Below are 15,843 nucleotides of genomic sequence, written 5' to 3'. Positions count from 1 at the left end.
TGCACAACGGACTCACCGCGGCGGGGGCAGCGTCCTAGCGTCGGTCCGTGACCACCGCGTCGGCCCCCCGCTTCCTGCGCCGCCGCGCCGCGGCGGCGCTGCGCAGCGGTGACCCGGACGCGGCCGAGGACTCCGGGGCCGCCGCGGCGGCACTGGCCGCGGGCACCGTCGTCGCCGCGCTGCTGGCCGCCGGGGCCGCTGCGCTGAGCCTGCTGCGCCCCGCGCCGACCCTGCCCGACGCACCGATCGTGATGACCGCCGACACCGGCGCGCTGTACGTGCGGATCGGCGAACTGGTGCACCCGGTCCGCAACCTGACCTCGGCGCGGCTGATCACCGGATCGACCGACCCGCCCCGCCGGATCGCCGCCGCGGCGCTGCGCGAGGCCGGCCGCGGCCCGCTGCTCGGCATCCCCGGCGCCCCCGACGACCCGGGCATCCCGCTGCCGGCCGCCGGGCTGACCTGGACCGTCTGCGACGGCGCCGCCAGCACGGTGCTGATCGGCGAGGGCCGGACCGGCCCGGACACCGCCGTGCTGGCCGCCGGCCCGTCCGGGCGCCTGCAGCTGATCGCCGACGGCCACCGCCACCAGGTCCCGGTCGGCGACCCGGGCGTCACCCGGGCGCTGCACCTGGACGGCCTGCGGCCCCGCCGGGTGTCCGCGGCCCTGCTCGCGCTGATACCCGAACGCCCGCCGCTGACCGCGCCGGTCATCCCCGGCGCCGGCGGGCCCGGGCCGGCCGCGCTCGGGCCCGCCGCCGTCGGCGACGTGCTGCGCACCCAGCGGGCCGGAACCACCGAGTACTACCTGGTGCTCGCCGGCGGGGTGCAGCGCATCGGTGCGCTGGCCGCCGACCTGGTCCGGTTCACCAGTGGGCGCCCCGACCCGGGCATCGGCACCGTCGACCCGGCCGCCCTGGCCGCCGTCCCGACGGTCGGTGTGCTGGCGCTGCGCGAGCTGCCCGACCACCTCGATGCGGTGGCGGGCGCCGGACCCGGCGAGCTGTGCGCGGCCTGGACCCCGGGGGAGCTGCGGGTGTGGACCGGGTCGCGGCCGGCCGGGGTTCGCCCGGTCCGGCTGGCCGGGGCCGACGGGCCCGGACCCGGCGTCGACGCCGTCGGGGTGCCGCCCGGCCGCAGCGTGTACGCCCGGGACCGGGCCGGACGCTGGCTGATCACCGACACCGGGGTTCGGTTCGGCCTGGACGACGAGGCCACCGCCGCGCTGGGGCTCGGCGACGATCCGGTGCCCGCGCCGCCCGGGCTGATCGCCGCGCTGCCGGCCGGTGCGCGGCTCACCCGCTCCGCCGCGCTGGTCGCCCGCGACGGCTGAGCGCCCAGCAGCCGGCCAGCAGCACCGCGCAGACCGCCGACCCGGTGACCGCGGGAACCCGGCCGGCTGGCATCCGGGTCGGCCCCGGGTCCGGGGCCGGCACCGCCGAGGTGCCGGGCGCCGGGGCCGGCGGCGCGGTGTCCGGACGCAGCGCGGCGGCCGGATCGATCAGCCCATTGCCCAGCGCCGGATTCCAGCCCGGACCGGTCGCGGTCGCCTCGATCCGGGCCATCACCTGCCGCGCGGACAGCTCCGGAAACCGGGCCCGGACCAGCGCCACCAGCCCGGCGACCACCGGCGCGGCGTAGCTGGTGCCCGACACCGGGCCGAGCCGGCCGAACGTCTCGACCTGGTCGAGCAGCCCGGACCCGTCCGGGTTCAGCGACACCAGCCCCTCGCCCGGGGCGGCGACGTCGACCCACGGGCCGGGCATCGAGAAGGCCGAGGCCGTCCCGTCCGGCGCCGCCGCGGCCACCGTGAGCACGTAGTCGTCGTACCAGGCCGGGCTGACCGCGACCGTGGCGGTGTCCCAGCTCAGCCCGGCGCCGGTGGGCAACTGCGCCGGGCACTGCCCGAGCCCGCCGGTGTTGCCCGCCGCGGCGACGACGACGGCGTCCTTCACGTCGACGGCGTAGCCGAGGGCCGCCCCCAGTGCCCGGTCGTCGATCGAGCCCACCCGGCAGGCCACCGTCGAAATGTTGATCACGCCGGCGCCCAGATCGGCGGCCGTACGCACCGCCCGGGCCAGCGAGTCCACGTCGCCGACCCCCACCGTGTCGCGCTCGGCGGCCGGGCCGAACTTGACGCTGGTCTGCCGGATGGCCAGCACGGTGGCCTCCGGTGCGACCCCGGCGAAACCGGCCGGATCGGCCGGATCGGGGGCCGCCGCGATCAGCCCGGCGACCAGCGTGCCATGCCCGTCGCAGTCGCCGGTGCCGTCCCCGGTCGAGACGAAGTCGCCGCCGCCGCGGACGTCGCGCAGCCGCCGGTGCCTGCTCACCCCGGTGTCGATCACCGCCACCTGCTGCCCGCGGCCCCGGCTCAGCGCCCACAGCGCGGGCAGGTCAAGGCCGGCCAGCGGCCCCGGCCCGGGATGACGGGCCACCGGGTGCGCGGTGCAGGTCACCCGCTGCGCGGTCGGCACCGCCGGGCGCGGGGTGGCCGGCGGCGGCAACGCGGCGGGGTCCACCGGCGGCGGCAGCAAGCCGGCCGGGGCGGCGGCGCACGGGGCGACACCCGGGGCGACCCCGATCAGGGTGGCCGCCGCGACCGCCAGCAGCCGCCCGGCCGCACTCACCGCGGCCACCCCGGAAACCCCAGCGTCCACACCGTCAGCGGCACCGTCGCGGCCAGCGCCAGCGCGCCCAGCGGCGGCGGCCAGCGCCGCGGCAGGTCCGCGCCGGCCGGCCGCAGCCTGCCCAGTGCGGCCAAACCCACTGCGGCGCCCAGGGTTCCGCACGCCGGCCACCCGCCGTGGCCGGGCCAGCAGCGGGCCAGCCCGATCGCCGCGGCGCTCACACAGCCGGCCGCACCGGCCAGCAGCGCCGCGCGCCGCAGCGCATCGAGCTCCGGCGGCACCCGGGCGGCCAGCACCGCCGCGGCCGCGACACCGAGGGCCACCGTCGGGCCGGTCGGCACCAGCTGAGCGAGCAGCGCGCCGAGCGCCGCGGCCGCCGCGGTCCCGGCGGTCAGCGCGGTCAACCGGTCGGCCGCGCCGTCCGGGTCGCCCAGCCGCAGCGCCAACCGGGCCGCCGCGGACAGGCCCACCAGGGTGGCCAGCACCGTCAGGGCGCCGACGGCGGCGGGCCGGACCGGCAGCACCGTGGCGACCAGCGCGGCCAGCCAAACCGGTCCGGCCGCCGCCGCCAGCATGGTGAAAACCATTGGGTTGCCGGTACACAACCGGCGGCACAGCACGGCCGCGGTACCGGCGGCCGCGCCGGCCAGCAGCAGCCGCGGCGGCGAGCCCCACGGCGCGCCGGCCTCGGCGGGCAGCGCCAGGGCACCGGCCAGGCCCGCGCCCCACACCGCCGCGCAGCCGGCCGCGCACCGGGCGGCCGCACCCGACCAGGGCCGCAGCCCGCGCCGGGCGGTCTCGGCCAGCGCCGCGGCGGCATCCAGCGGTTCGGGGTCCGGGGCTCCCGGTGCGGTGCACAGCAGCAGGGTGGCACCGTCACCGATCCCGTTGTCGGCCAGCCCGGTGGCCGGATCCAGCGGCGGCCCGGTCGGGGTGCGCAACCAGCGCGGCGGGGCCAGCCCGGGTGCCACCGCGTCGCACAGCAGCGCGTGCAGCTCCGGGATGAGCGCCGCCACCGGCAACCGCGACGGCACCGTCAGATCCGCGCCGGCCTCGCCCAACCACACCGCAACGCGCACCGAATCGCCTGCAACGGCGGGGTTTACCTCGGACATCGGGCCACGGTAGGACCGCCGCCGCGGTCGGGGTAGTCGGTCATGCACACCCCCATTGCCGGTGCCGGGCACTGAATTGCGGGCGCCGGGCGCGGGGCCTACCGTCACGGCATGGCCGCCGCAGGCGAACCGCCGCCGCCACCGACCCCGCCCCGGCCGGTGCGGGTGCCGCCGGTCACCCGGGCGCTGCCCCTGCTGATGGTGCTCTCCAGCATCGGGATGCTGGCGGTGCTGGCCGGGTCCGGCTCGCCGCTGGCGCACAATCCGGTCAGCCTGCTGTTCCCGGTTACCATGCTCGGTTCGGCGCTGGCCGGGCTGGCCGCCTCCGGCTCCCGCGGTCAGTATCGCCGGGATCTCGACGAGCAGCGCCGCGACTACCTGGCGGCGCTGGCCGCCGCGCACCGCCGGTTGCTCGATGCCGATGCCGCGCAACGAAATCGGCTGCTGGCGCGCTACCCCGACCCGGCGACGCTGTGGGCCGAACCGACCGACCGGGCCGAACCGGCCGACCCCGCCGACCCGGACTTCGGCCACGCCCGGATCGGGCTCGGTGCGGTCGCCGCCGAGCAGCCGCTGCCCGAACCCGCCGATGCCGGTGACCCGGTCGCCCGGGACGCGTTCGGCGCCGTGCTGCGCGCGCACCGCAGCGTCCCCGCCGCACCGGTCGCCGTGCCACTTGCCGCCGGGACCGTCATCGCCGTCGCCGGCGACCCGCAGCACACCCGGGCGCTGCTGCGCGCGATGGTTTGCGGGATCGCCGCGCGGCACCGGCCCACCGACCTGGCGATCGCCGCCGTCGTCACCGAAACGACCCGGCCGCAATGGGAGTGGCTCAAGTGGCTGCCGCACGCCGACCCGCCGCTGTACCCCGACCCGGCGGCCGCCCGCCGCGGCGCGACCGGACCGCTGCTGCTGGTCTGCGACACCGACACCGGCACCGCCGGGCAGCCGGGCCCGCTGCCCGGCGCCTGCATCCTGGCCGTCGCGCCGCCCGGCGACGAGCACGCCGGACCACGCGACGCCGCGCGGCGCAGCCTGGCCGTCACCCCGGAGTGGGTGCGCGCGGCCGGCCTCGGCCCGCTGCCCGGCGCGGTGCCCGACCTGCTGGATTCGGCCACCGCCGCGGCCTGCGCGCGCCGACTGGCCGCCGACCCGCGCCGCCCCCGCACCGACTGGCCCGACCTGCTGGAGCGCGCCGGGGACCTTCGGGTGCCGCTGGGCCGCGGCAGCGACGGCGCACCGGCGTTTCTGGACATCAAGGAGGCGGCGGCCGGCGGAATGGGGCCGCACGGGCTGTGCGTCGGCGCCACCGGCTCGGGGAAATCCGAGCTGCTGCGCACCATCACCCTCGGCATGATCGCCGCCCACCACCCCGACGAACTCAACCTCGCGCTGATCGACTTCAAGGGCGGCGCAACCTTTCTCGACCTCGACGGCACCGGGCACACCGCCGCGGTGATCACCAACCTCGCCGACGAGGCGCACCTGGTCGACCGGATGGCCGAGGCGCTCACCGGTGAGATCAACCGCCGCCAGCAGATCCTGCGCGAGGCCGGGAACCTCGCCGGCATCGCCGACTATCGCCGGGCCCGCGCCGGTGGGGCCGCACTGACCCCGCTGCCGACCCTGCTGCTGATCATCGACGAGTTCTCCGAACTGCTGGCCCAGCACCCGGAGTTCGCCGAGGTGTTCGCCGCGATCGGCCGGTTGGGCCGGTCACTGGGCATGCACCTGCTGCTGGCCACCCAACGGCTGGAGGAGGGCCGGCTGCGCGGCCTGGAATCCCATCTGTCCTACCGGATCTGCCTGCGCACGCTGTCGGCAGGCGAATCCCGGGCGGTGCTCGGCAGCGACGCGGCCTACCGGCTGCCGAACGCCCCCGGCGCCGCGTACCTGCAGGTCGGCGCCGCCGATCCGGTCGGGTTCCGGGCCGCCTATGTCTCCGGTCCCGCGCCGGGGGACCGGCCCGCCGCGCTCGGGCGCCCGCAGCTGTTCACCGCCGCGGCGCGCACGACCGCGGCGACCCCGGCGCCCACGCCCGCCGAGACCGTGCTGGCCCGGGCGGCCGCCGTCGGCGCGAGGGCCCATCAGATCTGGCTGCCGCCGCTGCGGCAGTCCCCGGCACTGGCCGAGCTGAGCCAGCCGGCCGGAGCGCTACAGGTGGCGATCGGCCTGATCGACCGGGTCGCCGAGCAGCGCCGCGGCAGCTGGTGCGTGGACCTGTCCGGGGCCCAGGGCAACGTCGCGGTGATCGGCGGTGCGCACGCGGGCAAATCGGCCGCCGTCGCCACCCTGATCGGCGCGCTGGCACTGCGCCACGGCCCCGACGAGATCTGCTTCTGCTGCGTGGATTTCGGCGGCGGCGCACTTCTGGAGCTGGCGGACCTGCCCCAGGTCGCGGCGGTGGCCACCCGGGCGCAGCCGGATCTGGTGCGGCGCATCGTCGGCCACGTCGAGGCCGAACTGCGTCGCCGCGACGACGGGCCGGGCGGCGGGCTGCGGCCCGGACGGCTGGTCCTGGTGATCGACGGCTGGAGCACGCTGCGCGCCGAATTCGATGCCCTGGAACCGGTGATCACCGCGATCGCCGGCACCGGCCTGAGCCACGGCGTGCACCTGATCCTGACCGCGCACCGCTGGGCCGACCTGCGCCCGGGGATCAAGGACCAGCTCGGTACCCGGATCGAGCTGCGCCTCGGTGAGCCGCTGGACTCCGAGATCGACCGGCAGCGCGCCCGCGCGGTGCCGATCGGGCGGCCCGGCGCGGCGCTGGCCCCGGACGGACTGCCGGCCACCCTGGCCCGGCCCGCGCCGGCCGCCGAACTCACCGGTCGGCTGACGGCTCGGCACAACGGCGCCCGGGTCGCCCCGGTACGGCTGCTGCCGTCGCTGCTTCCGGTCGCCGAGCTGCCCGCCGCGACCGGCGCCGGCATCCCGATCGGGGTGGCCGAGGACGACGAATCCAGCGTCGCCACCATCGATGTGGAAAACCAGCCGCAGCTGCTGGTGCTCGGTGACGCCGGCACCGGCAAGACCGCGCTGCTGCGGCTGCTGTGCCTGGCGCTGGCACGGGACCCGAGCCGGCGCTTCTTCCTGTGCGATCCGCGGCGCACCCTGGCCGGGGTGCTGGCCGCCGACCGGCTGGCCGCCGAGCCGGGCCCGGACACCGTCGTCGTCATCGACGATCACGACCTGGTCGGGGCCGCCGGGTCCGGCGCGCTGGCCGGGCTGGTCGAGCTGCTGCCGCGCGCCCGCGACATCGGCATGCCGGTGCTGCTGGCCCGGCGCAGCACCGGCACCGGCCGGGCCAGCTACGAGCCGCTGCTGGCCGCGCTGCGCGAGGCCGACCCGATCGGCGTGCAGCTCGGCGGCAACCCGGAGGAGCCACCGGTCTTCGAGCGGATCCGGCCGCGCCGACTGCCGCCCGGCCGGGCGGTGCTGCTCACCCGCGACGGCGGGCAGCAGCTGGTGCAACTGGCCTGGAGCGCACCGCAATGACCGTGGTCTGTGCCCTCGGCCCGGCCGGGATCGATGCGCCCGGCGGCGCCGCCGCGCCCGACCCGGTGGCCGTCGCCGCGGCACTGGAGGCCGGGGACGACCCGGTCACCCTGCTGGCCGACCGCGTCGTCGACACCGCGCAGGCCTGGCGGCTGGCGCTGGGCCCGCCGCTGGCCGGCGCCGGCGACGCGGTGCTGGTCCACCCCAGCGGCTGGCCGCCCCGGCGCACCCGGCTGGTCGCCGGGATCGCCGCCGACCTTCTCGGCCGCCCGGTCAGCACCCACAGCCGCGCGGCGCTGCTGTCCCGTCCGGGGCACTGGCTGCTCGAGGTGGACGCCGAGGCCGTGCTGATCAGCCGGGGCACCCCGGGCGGCGGCAGCCGGATGGTGGCGCGGGTGACCCGCGACCGGGATCCCGGCGCGGTCGCCGACGCCGTCGCCGCGGCCCTGTGCCCACCCGGCCCGGTGCTGCTGGACGCACCGCCGCCGGTACCCGGGGCGGCCGCGCTGGCCGCGCTCATCATGACCCGGCTGCGCCGCGGCGGGCACACCGTCACGACGCCGAGCCCCGCCGCGCTGCTGGCGGCCGCGGCCCCACCCACGGCCCCACCCGCGAACCCACCGGCCGAGCCGGCCGACCCGGCCCGGCACCGGAGCCGTCGGCGGCTCCTGCTGCTGGCCGCGGCGCTGCTGGTGGCCGCCGCGGCGCCGGTGATCGCGGCGACCGTGCCTCGGCCGCCGCCCCCGGGGGCCGGCACCACCCTGATCGAGGGCGCGGTGGCGATCCAGGTCCCCGCGGACTGGACGGTGCGCCGGATCACCGCGGGACCGGGCTCGCCGCGCCTGGAGGTCGCCTCGCCGACCAACCCGGCCGAGATGCTGCATGTCACCCAGGCCCGCTCGGGCGCCGACCGGGCCGCCGCCGCCGACACGCTGCGCCGGGCCATCGCGGCGCAACCGGCCGGGGTGTTCGTCGACTTCACCCCCGACGCCCGGCGGGCGGACCGGCCGGCGATCACCTACCGGGAGCGCAGGCCCGGCCGCGACATCGACTGGGTGGTGCTGATCGAGGGCCGGCTGCGGATCGGCATCGGCTGCCAGAGCGCACCCGGGCAGCGCCGCGGCATCGACGCGGTCTGCGACGCCGCGGTCGCCTCGGCCCGGGGAACCGGAACGGCGGCCCCGACGTCTGAATACCCGACGTCTGAATACCCGATGTCTGAATACCCGTCGACGCACAACCAAAGCCCGACCCACAACCCGTGAGGGGAGACCGATGGACCCGACCAACGCTCTGCGCAGTGACTTCACCCTGATGGCCGCGGTGGCCGATCTCGCCGACGCCCGCAGCGGTGAGCTGCGGATGTCGCTGACCCGCTTCGGCAACGACATGCTGGCGGTACCGCCGGCGGTGTGGGGCGGCGCGGCCGCCCACCAGTTCCGCGCCGTGATGGCGCGGTGGAACCGCGAGTCGGTGCAACTGTGCGCGGCCCTGTCGGCGATCGCCACCACGTTGCGGGGCAACGCCGCCGGGCTGGGTGAGGCCAGCCGTGGGCACGCCGACCGGATCGCCGCCGTCGGCGCCGAGCTGCCGGGGCGGTGAGCAGCATGGACGACACCATCTCCTACGACTTCGCCGCCATCGAGGACCAGGTGGGCCGGCAGATCCGGGCCACCTCCGCGCTGCTCAACGGCAGCCTCGCCGACCTGCGCGCCCGGGTGGCGCCGCTGCGGGCCAGCTGGACCCGGCAGACCGCCGCCGCGTTCGGCGTCGAAGCCGACCGCTGGAACCGGGCGGCCGGGGCGCTCAACGCGATCCTGGACCGGCTGGCGGTGGCCGTCGGAACCGGCGCCGACGGCGTCGCCGACGCCGACCGGGCCGAGGCCCGCCGCTGGGCCTGAAACGATCCGGGGGCCCGGCCGGAGAGGAGAGCTCCGCCGGGCCGCCCGGGCACCGCAATGCCCGTCCGCGCGGCGGTCATCGGGATTACGCTGGGGCGATGGCCGACGGGATATCCCAGACCTCGGACCGGACCGCGGCCCGAGCGCTGCGCGCCGCTCACGACCGGTTCCTGGCCGGTGAGCTGAATGCCGCTGCGCTGGACCCGGTGGTGCGGCCGGTGATCGCCGGCAGCTGGCAGCGCAGCCTGGCCAGCGGCGTGGACCCCGACCTGGTGCCCGCGCCGACGACCCGCTCCCTCGACGACGTCCGGGCGGCCCACCCGCTGGCCGCCGCGCTGCCGGTGATCCGCAAGCTGCTGGTCGCCGACGCCCTCGACGCCGGGGTGGTGGTGGCCGTCAGCGCCGCCGACGGCACCCTGCTGTGGGTCGAGGGCGACCCGGCGGCCTGCCGCCGGGTGGAACGGATGAACTTCGTGCCGGGCGCGGACTGGAGCGAGCCCGGCGCCGGGACCAATGCCCCCGGCACCGCGCTGGCACTGGACCGGGAGGTGCAGATCACCGGGCCGGAGCACTTCTCCCGCGCCGCCCGGCCGTGGAGCTGCACCGCGGTACCGGTGCACGACCCGGGCACCGGTGTCGCCCTCGGCGCGATCGACCTGACCGGCGGGATGGCGGTGGCCTCCGCGCAGACCCTGGCGCTGGTCCGGGCCACCGCCGTCGCGGTGGAGAACCACCTGGCGTTGCTGCGGCTGACCGGCGCCGGTGCGGTCCCGGCCGCGGCGCCCGCGCACCTGGCGGTGCTCGGTGCCCAGCGGCCGCGCTGGATCACCGGCACCGACACCGGCTGCCCGCGGGTCCGCACCCTGACCGGCCGGCACGCCGACATTCTGGTGGTGCTCAGCCGCCACCCGGAGGGACTGTCGGCCGACCACTTGGCGGTGCTGCTCGACGAGAAGGACCTCGACGTCGTCACCGTCCGCGCCGAGATGTCCCGGCTGCGCAAGGTGATCGGCGCCCGGCAGCTGGCGTCGCGGCCCTACCGGCTGCGCGAACCGATCACCAGCGACGTCGGTGCGGTGCTGGCCGCCCTGGACGCCGGGGACCTGCGGGCCGCGCTGTTCGGCTATCCGGGCCCGCTGCTGCCGCAGTCGGTGTCCCCGGCGGTGGCCCGGTTGCGCGCCGAACTGTCGGCCAGCCTGCGCGCCGCCGTGCTGGCCGAATCCGCCCGCGGCAATTCGGCGCTGCTGCGCCGCTGGCTGGAACTGCCGGAGGGCCGCGACGACCGGGACGGCTGGTGCGCGCTGCGCGACGGCGCCGAGGAACCCGTCGCCCGGGCGCGCGCGGCCGGGCAGATGGCCGGCATTGACTACGCGTTCGGCCGGCCCGGGCCCTGAGCCCGGCGCCACCCGTAGGGTCTGTGACGACCAACACATTCTGGAGGCTGTGATGACTGTTTATTCGCGACCGGGCGCTGAGGGTGCGGCGATGTCGTTTAAGTCGCGTTATGAGAATTTCATTGGTGGGGGGTGGGTGGCTCCGGTGGGGGGCCGGTATTTCGAGAATCGCAGTCCGGTGACCGGTGAGGTGTTTTGTGAGGTTGCTCGTTCTGGTGCTGAGGATGTGGAGCTGGCGCTGGATGCTGCGCATGCGGCGGCGCCGGGGTGGGGTAGGACGTCGCCGGCACAGCGGGCGTTGGTGTTGAATCGGATTGCTGATCGGATGGAGCAGCATCTGGAGGCGATTGCTCTTGCGGAGTCGTGGGATAACGGTAAGCCGATCCGGGAGACGTTGAACGCCGATATTCCGTTGGCGGTGGATCATTTTCGGTATTTTGCGGGGCGATTCGGGCGCAGCAGGGTCGTTGAGTCAGATCGATGAGGACACTGTCGCGTATCACTTTCACGAGCCGTTGGGGGTGGTGGGGCAGATCATTCCGTGGAATTTCCCGATTTTGATGGCGGTGTGGAAGTTGGCGCCGGCGTTGGCGGCGGGGAATGCGATTGTGCTGAAGCCGGCTGAGCAGACGCCGGTGTCGGTGTTGTTCCTGATGGAGATCATTGGGGATTTGTTGCCGGCCGGGGTGGTCAACGTGGTCAATGGTTTTGGGGTGGAGGCCGGTAAGCCGTTGGCGTCGAGTCCGCGGATTTCGAAGATTGCGTTCACCGGGGAGACCGGTACGGGCCGGTTGATCATGGGGTATGCCACCGAGAATCTGATTCCGGTGACGTTGGAGCTCGGTGGGAAGAGTCCGAACATTTTCTTTGCCGATGTGATGGCGGCCAGTGATGACTTCTGTGACAAGGCGTTGGAGGGGTTTGCGATGTTCGCGTTGAATCAGGGGGAGGTGTGTACGTGTCCGTCGCGGTCGTTGATTCAGGCCGGTATTTTTGATGATTTTTTGGGTTTGGCGGAGATCCGGACGAAGGAGATTCGTCAGGGTGATCCGTTGGACACCGACACGATGATCGGTGCGCAGGCGTCCAAGGAGCAGTTGGACAAGATCTTGTCGTATATCGAGATCGGTAAGAGTGAGGGTGCTCGGTTGGTGACCGGTGGTGAGCGGGCCGATCTGGGTGGTGATTTGGGTGGTGGTTACTACATCACGCCGACGGTGTTCACCGGTGATAACGGGATGCGGATTTTTCAGGAGGAGATTTTCGGTCCGGTGTTGGCGGTGACGCCGTTCGCCGATTATGACGAGGCGATTCGGATTGCCAATGACACGCCGTATGGGTTGGGGGCGGGGGTGTGGAGTCGCGATGGCGCGTTGGCGTATCGGGCGGGCCGGGATATCAAGGCGGGTCGGGTGTGGACGAACACGTATCACCAGTATCCGGCGCATGCGGCGTTCGGTGGTTATAAGCAGTCCGGTATCGGTCGGGAGAACCACCTGATGATGCTCGATCACTACCAGCAGACCAAGAACCTGTTGGTGTCCTACGCTGCCAAGGGCCAGGGCTTCTTCTGACTCGGCCGACGCCGTCCGATCACGAATTGGGCCTTCCCCGAAGGTAATTGAGGAGTTCCCTCATGTCGCATCCGCAGTCAAACGAACACCACCTTGACCTCACCGTCGAGGAGCATCTGGAGAGCGACGAGTACCTGCGCAGGCGCCAGCTGCGCAAGGGCAGTGCCGGCTGGCTGCTGCTGGCCGGCCTCGGTGTCAGCTACGTCATCTCCGGGGACTACTCGGGCTGGAACTACGGCCTGGCCGAGGGCGGCTTCGGTGGCCTGCTGCTGGCCGTCGTCGTCATCGCCGCGATGTACTTCTGCATGGTGCTCGGGCTGGCCGAGCTGTCCTCGGCGCTGCCGGCCGCCGGCGGCGGCTACACCTTCGCCCGCCGGGCGCTGGGGCCGTGGGGCGGCTTCGCCACCGGCACCGCGGTGCTGATCGAGTACTCGATCGCCCCGGCGGCGATCGCGACCTTCATCGGCGGCTACGTGGAGTCCCTCGGGCTGTTCGGCATCGACAAGGGCTGGTGGATCTACCTGGCGGCGTTCGTCATCTTCATCGGCATCCACCTGGCCGGCGTCGGTGAGGCGCTGCGGCTGATGTTCGTGATCACCGCCGTCGCGCTGCTGGGACTGGTCGTCTTCGCGGTCAACGCGATCGGGCGGTTCGACGCGGCCAACCTGACCAACATCGTGCCGGATGCCACCGCGGCGGGGGCGTCGTCGTTCCTGCCGCACGGCTACCTGGGCATTTGGGCGGCCATCCCGTTCGCGATCTGGTTCTTCCTGGCCGTCGAGGGGGTGCCGCTGGCCGCCGAGGAGACCGCCAACCCGGAGCGCAACGTGCCGCGCGGCATCATCGCCGCGATGGCGGTGCTGATCGTCACCTGCGTGACGGTGCTGCTGCTGACCACCGGCGCCGGCGGCGCCGAGGCCATGTCGGGGGTCGACGATCCGCTGGTGCAGGCGCTCGGCGGGCAGGGCATCGCGGCCAAACTGGTCAACTACATCGGGCTGGCCGGCCTGGTCGCCAGCTTCTTCTCCATCATCTACGCCTACTCCCGGCAGACCTTCGCGTTGTCGCGGGCCGGCTACCTGCCCACCACGCTGTCGATCACCAACCGGCGAAAGGCCCCGACGCTGGCGCTGATCGTGCCCGGCGCGATCGGCTTCCTGCTGTCGCTGACCGGGCACGGCGAACTGATCCTCAACATGGCGGTGTTCGGTGCCGCGCTGAGCTACGTGCTGATGATGGTCAGCCACATCGTGCTGCGGATCCGCGAGCCGGAGATGCCCCGGCCCTACCGCACCCCGGGTGGCGTGCTCACCACCGGCTTCGCGCTGGCCGTCGCCGTCGTCGCGGTCATCGCGACCTTCCTGGTCAGCCCGACCGCCGCCGGCCTGTGCCTGCTGGTGTTCGCCGCCTTCATGGCCTACTTCGCGCTGTACAGCCGCCATCGGCTGGTGGCCAACTCGCCCGACGAGGAGTTCGCCATGCTGGCGGCGGCGGAGGACGACCTCAAGTGAGGCGCCACCAGCAGCTGGGCGGGGTGAACTACGCCTTCGACGGGCTGGTCGAGCTGATGGCCAAGGCCACCCCGCTGCGCTCCGGCGACCAGCTGGCCGGCTGCGCGGCCGAGCACGACGCCGAACGCGCCGCGGCGGCCTGGCTGCTGGCCGACCTGCCGCTGGAGGTGTTCCTGACCGAGCTGGTGGTGCCGTACGAGACCGACGAGGTCACCCGGCTGATCATCGACGGCCATGACCGGGCGGCGTTCGCGCCGATCGCGCAGCTCAGCGTCGGCGGGTTCCGGGACTGGCTGCTGGAGACCATCACCGCCGACGACGGCGCGGCCCGGATCGCCGCGGTGGCCCCCGGGCTGACCCCGGAGATGGTCGCCGCGACCGCGAAGATCATGCGGAACCAGGACCTGATCGCGGTGGCGGCGGCGCTGCGGGTGACCGCGGCGCTGCGCACCACCATCGGGCTGCCGGGCACCCTGGCCACCCGGCTGCAGCCCAACCACCCGACCGACGATCCGCGCGGCATCGCCGCCGCCGTGCTCGACGGGCTGCTGCTGGGCTGCGGCGACGCCGTCATCGGGATCAACCCGGCCACCGACTCGCCGCGGGCCACCGCGGACCTGCTGCACCTGCTCGACGACATTCGGCAGCGCTTCGCCATCCCCGCCCAGTCCTGCGTGCTCTCGCACATCACCACCACCATCGGCCTGATCGAGGCGGGCGCCCCGGTGGACCTGGTGTTCCAGTCGGTGGCCGGCACCGAGGCCGCCAACCGGGCGTTCGGGGTGGACCTGGCGCTGCTGCGGGAGGGCAACGACGCGGCCCGGTCGCTGCACCGCGGCACCGTCGGCAGCAACGTGATGTACCTGGAGACCGGGCAGGGCTCGGCGCTGAGCTCGGGCACCCACCTGGGCACCGACGGTAAACCGGTCGACCAGCAGACCCTGGAGGCCCGCGGCTACGCGGTGGCCCGGGACCTGCAACCGCTGCTGGTCAACACCGTCGTCGGGTTCATCGGACCGGAGTACCTCTACGACGGCAGGCAGATCATCCGCGCCGGGCTGGAGGACCACTTCTGCGGCAAGCTGCTCGGCCTGCCGATGGGGGTGGACGTCTGCTACACCAACCACGCCGAGGCCGACCAGAACGACATGGACGTGCTGCTGAACCTGCTGGCCGCCGCCGGGGTGGCGTTCGTCATCACGGTGCCCGGCGCCGACGACGTGATGCTCGGCTACCAAAGCCTGTCCTTCCACGACGCCCTGGTCACCCGGCGCACCTTCGGGCTGCGTCCCGCCCCGGAGTTCGAGGACTGGCTGCGCGGCGTCGGCATGGTCGACGACACCGGCCGGCTCACCCCGCTGGACCTGGCCCACTCACCGCTGCGCGCGATCGCCGGAGGCCACCGTGCCCAATGATGCTGCGGCGCCCAATGATGCTGCGGCGCCCAATGATGCTGCGGTTCAGGACTTCTGGGTCGAACTGCGGGACGGCACCGCGGCCCGGATCGGGCTGGGCCGGGCCGGCAACTCGCTGCGCACCCGCGACGTGCTGGAACTGGCCGCCGCGCACGCCGCGGCCCGCGACGCCGTGCACGAACCGCTCGATGTCGCGGCACTGGCCGCCGGGGTCGCCGGCGTCGGCATCGGCGAGCCGCTGGTGGTGGCCAGCCGCGCCGGTACCCGCGCCGACTACCTGCGCCGCCCCGACCTGGGCCGGCTGCCCGCCGAGCCGATGGCGCTGCCCGACGGGCACTGGGACGTCGGGTTCGTGCTCGCCGACGGGTTGAGCCCGCGCGCCCTGGCGCGGCACGGCGCAGCGCTGCTGGCCGAACTGGTCGCCGCGCTCGGCCCGCGGCACCGGTTGGCGCCGCCGGTGATCGCCACCCAGGCCCGCGTCGGCCTCGGCGACCACATCGGCGCCCGAGCCGGATTCGACACCGTGCTGGTCATCATCGGCGAACGCCCCGGCCTGTCGGTCGCCGACAGCCTGGGCATCTACCTGACCCACCGGCCCCGAGTCGGACTGTCCGACGCCGACCGCAATTGCATCTCCAACATCCACCCGCCCGACGGGCTCGGCTACGCCGAGGCGGCCCGGATCGCCGCCGGTCTGGTCGCCGGGGCGCGGGAACTGGGCCGCTCCGGGGTGGACCTCAAGGACACCTCGCGCCCCGGTCTGACGGGTCCACCGCTGCAACGGTGATGCAACCCGGCAACTCC

11 protein-coding genes and 1 pseudogene are annotated in these 15,843 nt (G+C 74.7%); 10 read left to right on the top strand and 2 right to left on the bottom strand.

Annotated elements, in window-relative coordinates; translation table 11 throughout:
- The first annotated feature begins 47 nt into the window (after positions 1–47).
- Entirely contained in the window at positions 48–1,334 is a 1,287-nt protein-coding gene (eccB, locus tag G6N10_RS10215) for a type VII secretion protein EccB (protein WP_085092570.1), read from the top strand.
- On the opposite strand, the gene mycP is transcribed toward eccB, so the two are convergent.
- Both mycP and G6N10_RS10205 read right to left on the bottom strand, forming a co-directional pair.
- Positions 1,297–2,661 (bottom strand): type VII secretion-associated serine protease mycosin, encoded by a 1,365-nt coding sequence (gene mycP, locus G6N10_RS10210; RefSeq protein WP_407663978.1) that lies wholly within the window; start codon positions 2,659–2,661, stop codon positions 1,297–1,299. The two genes, eccB and mycP, sit on opposite strands and share 38 nt — an antisense overlap.
- A complete protein-coding gene (locus G6N10_RS10205; RefSeq protein ID WP_085092569.1) occupies positions 2,628–3,746 on the bottom strand; it encodes an EsaB/YukD family protein in 1,119 nt (372 codons plus the stop codon). Before G6N10_RS10205 ends, mycP begins: the two co-directional genes overlap by 34 nt.
- Before the next feature lie 111 nt (positions 3,747–3,857).
- Here G6N10_RS10205 and eccCb point away from each other — a divergent pair, with 111 nt between their 5' ends.
- The 9 genes and pseudogenes from eccCb to eutC all read left to right on the top strand — a co-directional run bounded on the left by eccCb (position 3,858) and on the right by eutC (position 15,826).
- Positions 3,858–7,244: a type VII secretion protein EccCb gene (eccCb, locus tag G6N10_RS10200; RefSeq protein WP_085092568.1), complete on the top strand. Its 3,387-nt coding sequence runs from the start codon at positions 3,858–3,860 to the stop codon at positions 7,242–7,244.
- On the top strand, positions 7,241–8,509 hold the full coding sequence (locus G6N10_RS10195; protein ID WP_085092567.1) for a type VII secretion-associated protein: 1,269 nt from the start codon (positions 7,241–7,243) through the stop codon (positions 8,507–8,509). Before eccCb ends, G6N10_RS10195 begins: the two co-directional genes overlap by 4 nt.
- Positions 8,510–8,519: 10 nt before the next feature.
- On the top strand, positions 8,520–8,846 hold the full coding sequence (locus G6N10_RS10190; protein ID WP_085092566.1) for a WXG100 family type VII secretion target: 327 nt from the start codon (positions 8,520–8,522) through the stop codon (positions 8,844–8,846).
- Between the two features lie 5 nt (positions 8,847–8,851).
- Complete coding sequence (locus G6N10_RS10185) at positions 8,852–9,145, top strand: WXG100 family type VII secretion target (RefSeq protein ID WP_085092591.1); 294 nt, start codon at positions 8,852–8,854, stop codon at positions 9,143–9,145.
- A gap of 98 nt (positions 9,146–9,243) precedes the next feature.
- Positions 9,244–10,539 carry a helix-turn-helix domain-containing protein gene (locus G6N10_RS10180; RefSeq protein ID WP_085092565.1) on the top strand — a complete coding sequence of 432 codons (1,296 nt, stop codon included), beginning with the start codon at positions 9,244–9,246 and terminating at the stop codon, positions 10,537–10,539.
- Between the two features lie 52 nt (positions 10,540–10,591).
- Positions 10,592–12,113 (top strand): annotated as a pseudogene (gene exaC / locus G6N10_RS10175) (acetaldehyde dehydrogenase ExaC).
- Positions 12,114–12,175: 62 nt separating this feature from the next.
- On the top strand, positions 12,176–13,624 hold the full coding sequence (gene eat, locus G6N10_RS10170; RefSeq protein WP_085092563.1) for an ethanolamine permease: 1,449 nt from the start codon (positions 12,176–12,178) through the stop codon (positions 13,622–13,624).
- Positions 13,621–15,039, top strand: a complete 1,419-nt coding sequence (locus G6N10_RS10165; protein ID WP_085092562.1) for an ethanolamine ammonia-lyase subunit EutB — start codon at positions 13,621–13,623, stop codon at positions 15,037–15,039. The genes eat and G6N10_RS10165 overlap by 4 nt, the downstream gene beginning before the upstream one ends.
- A complete protein-coding gene (eutC, locus tag G6N10_RS10160) occupies positions 15,029–15,826 on the top strand; it encodes an ethanolamine ammonia-lyase subunit EutC (RefSeq protein WP_085092561.1) in 798 nt (265 codons plus the stop codon). Before G6N10_RS10165 ends, eutC begins: the two co-directional genes overlap by 11 nt.
- The last annotated feature ends 17 nt before the right edge of the window (positions 15,827–15,843 follow it).

The sequence above is a fragment of the Mycolicibacterium fallax genome, assembly GCF_010726955.1.
GTDB classification, from domain to species: Bacteria; Actinomycetota; Actinomycetes; order Mycobacteriales; family Mycobacteriaceae; genus Mycobacterium; species Mycobacterium fallax.
Note: the sequence above shows the minus strand (reverse complement) of the source record. Positions and strands in the feature narration are given on the sequence as shown.

What these genes read in the sequence shown, in the direction of transcription:
- G6N10_RS10195 (WP_085092567.1), top strand. Translation starts at nt 7,241, where the DNA reads ATGACCGTGGTCTGTGCCCTCGGCCCGGCCGGGATCGATGCGCCCGGC.
- G6N10_RS10185 (WP_085092591.1), top strand. Translation starts at nt 8,852, where the DNA reads ATGGACGACACCATCTCCTACGACTTCGCCGCCATCGAGGACCAGGTG.
- eccCb (WP_085092568.1), top strand. Translation starts at nt 3,858, where the DNA reads ATGGCCGCCGCAGGCGAACCGCCGCCGCCACCGACCCCGCCCCGGCCG.
- G6N10_RS10180 (WP_085092565.1), top strand. Translation starts at nt 9,244, where the DNA reads ATGGCCGACGGGATATCCCAGACCTCGGACCGGACCGCGGCCCGAGCG.
- G6N10_RS10205 (WP_085092569.1), bottom strand. Translation starts at nt 3,746, where the DNA reads ATGTCCGAGGTAAACCCCGCCGTTGCAGGCGATTCGGTGCGCGTTGCG.
- eat (WP_085092563.1), top strand. Translation starts at nt 12,176, where the DNA reads ATGTCGCATCCGCAGTCAAACGAACACCACCTTGACCTCACCGTCGAG.
- G6N10_RS10190 (WP_085092566.1), top strand. Translation starts at nt 8,520, where the DNA reads ATGGACCCGACCAACGCTCTGCGCAGTGACTTCACCCTGATGGCCGCG.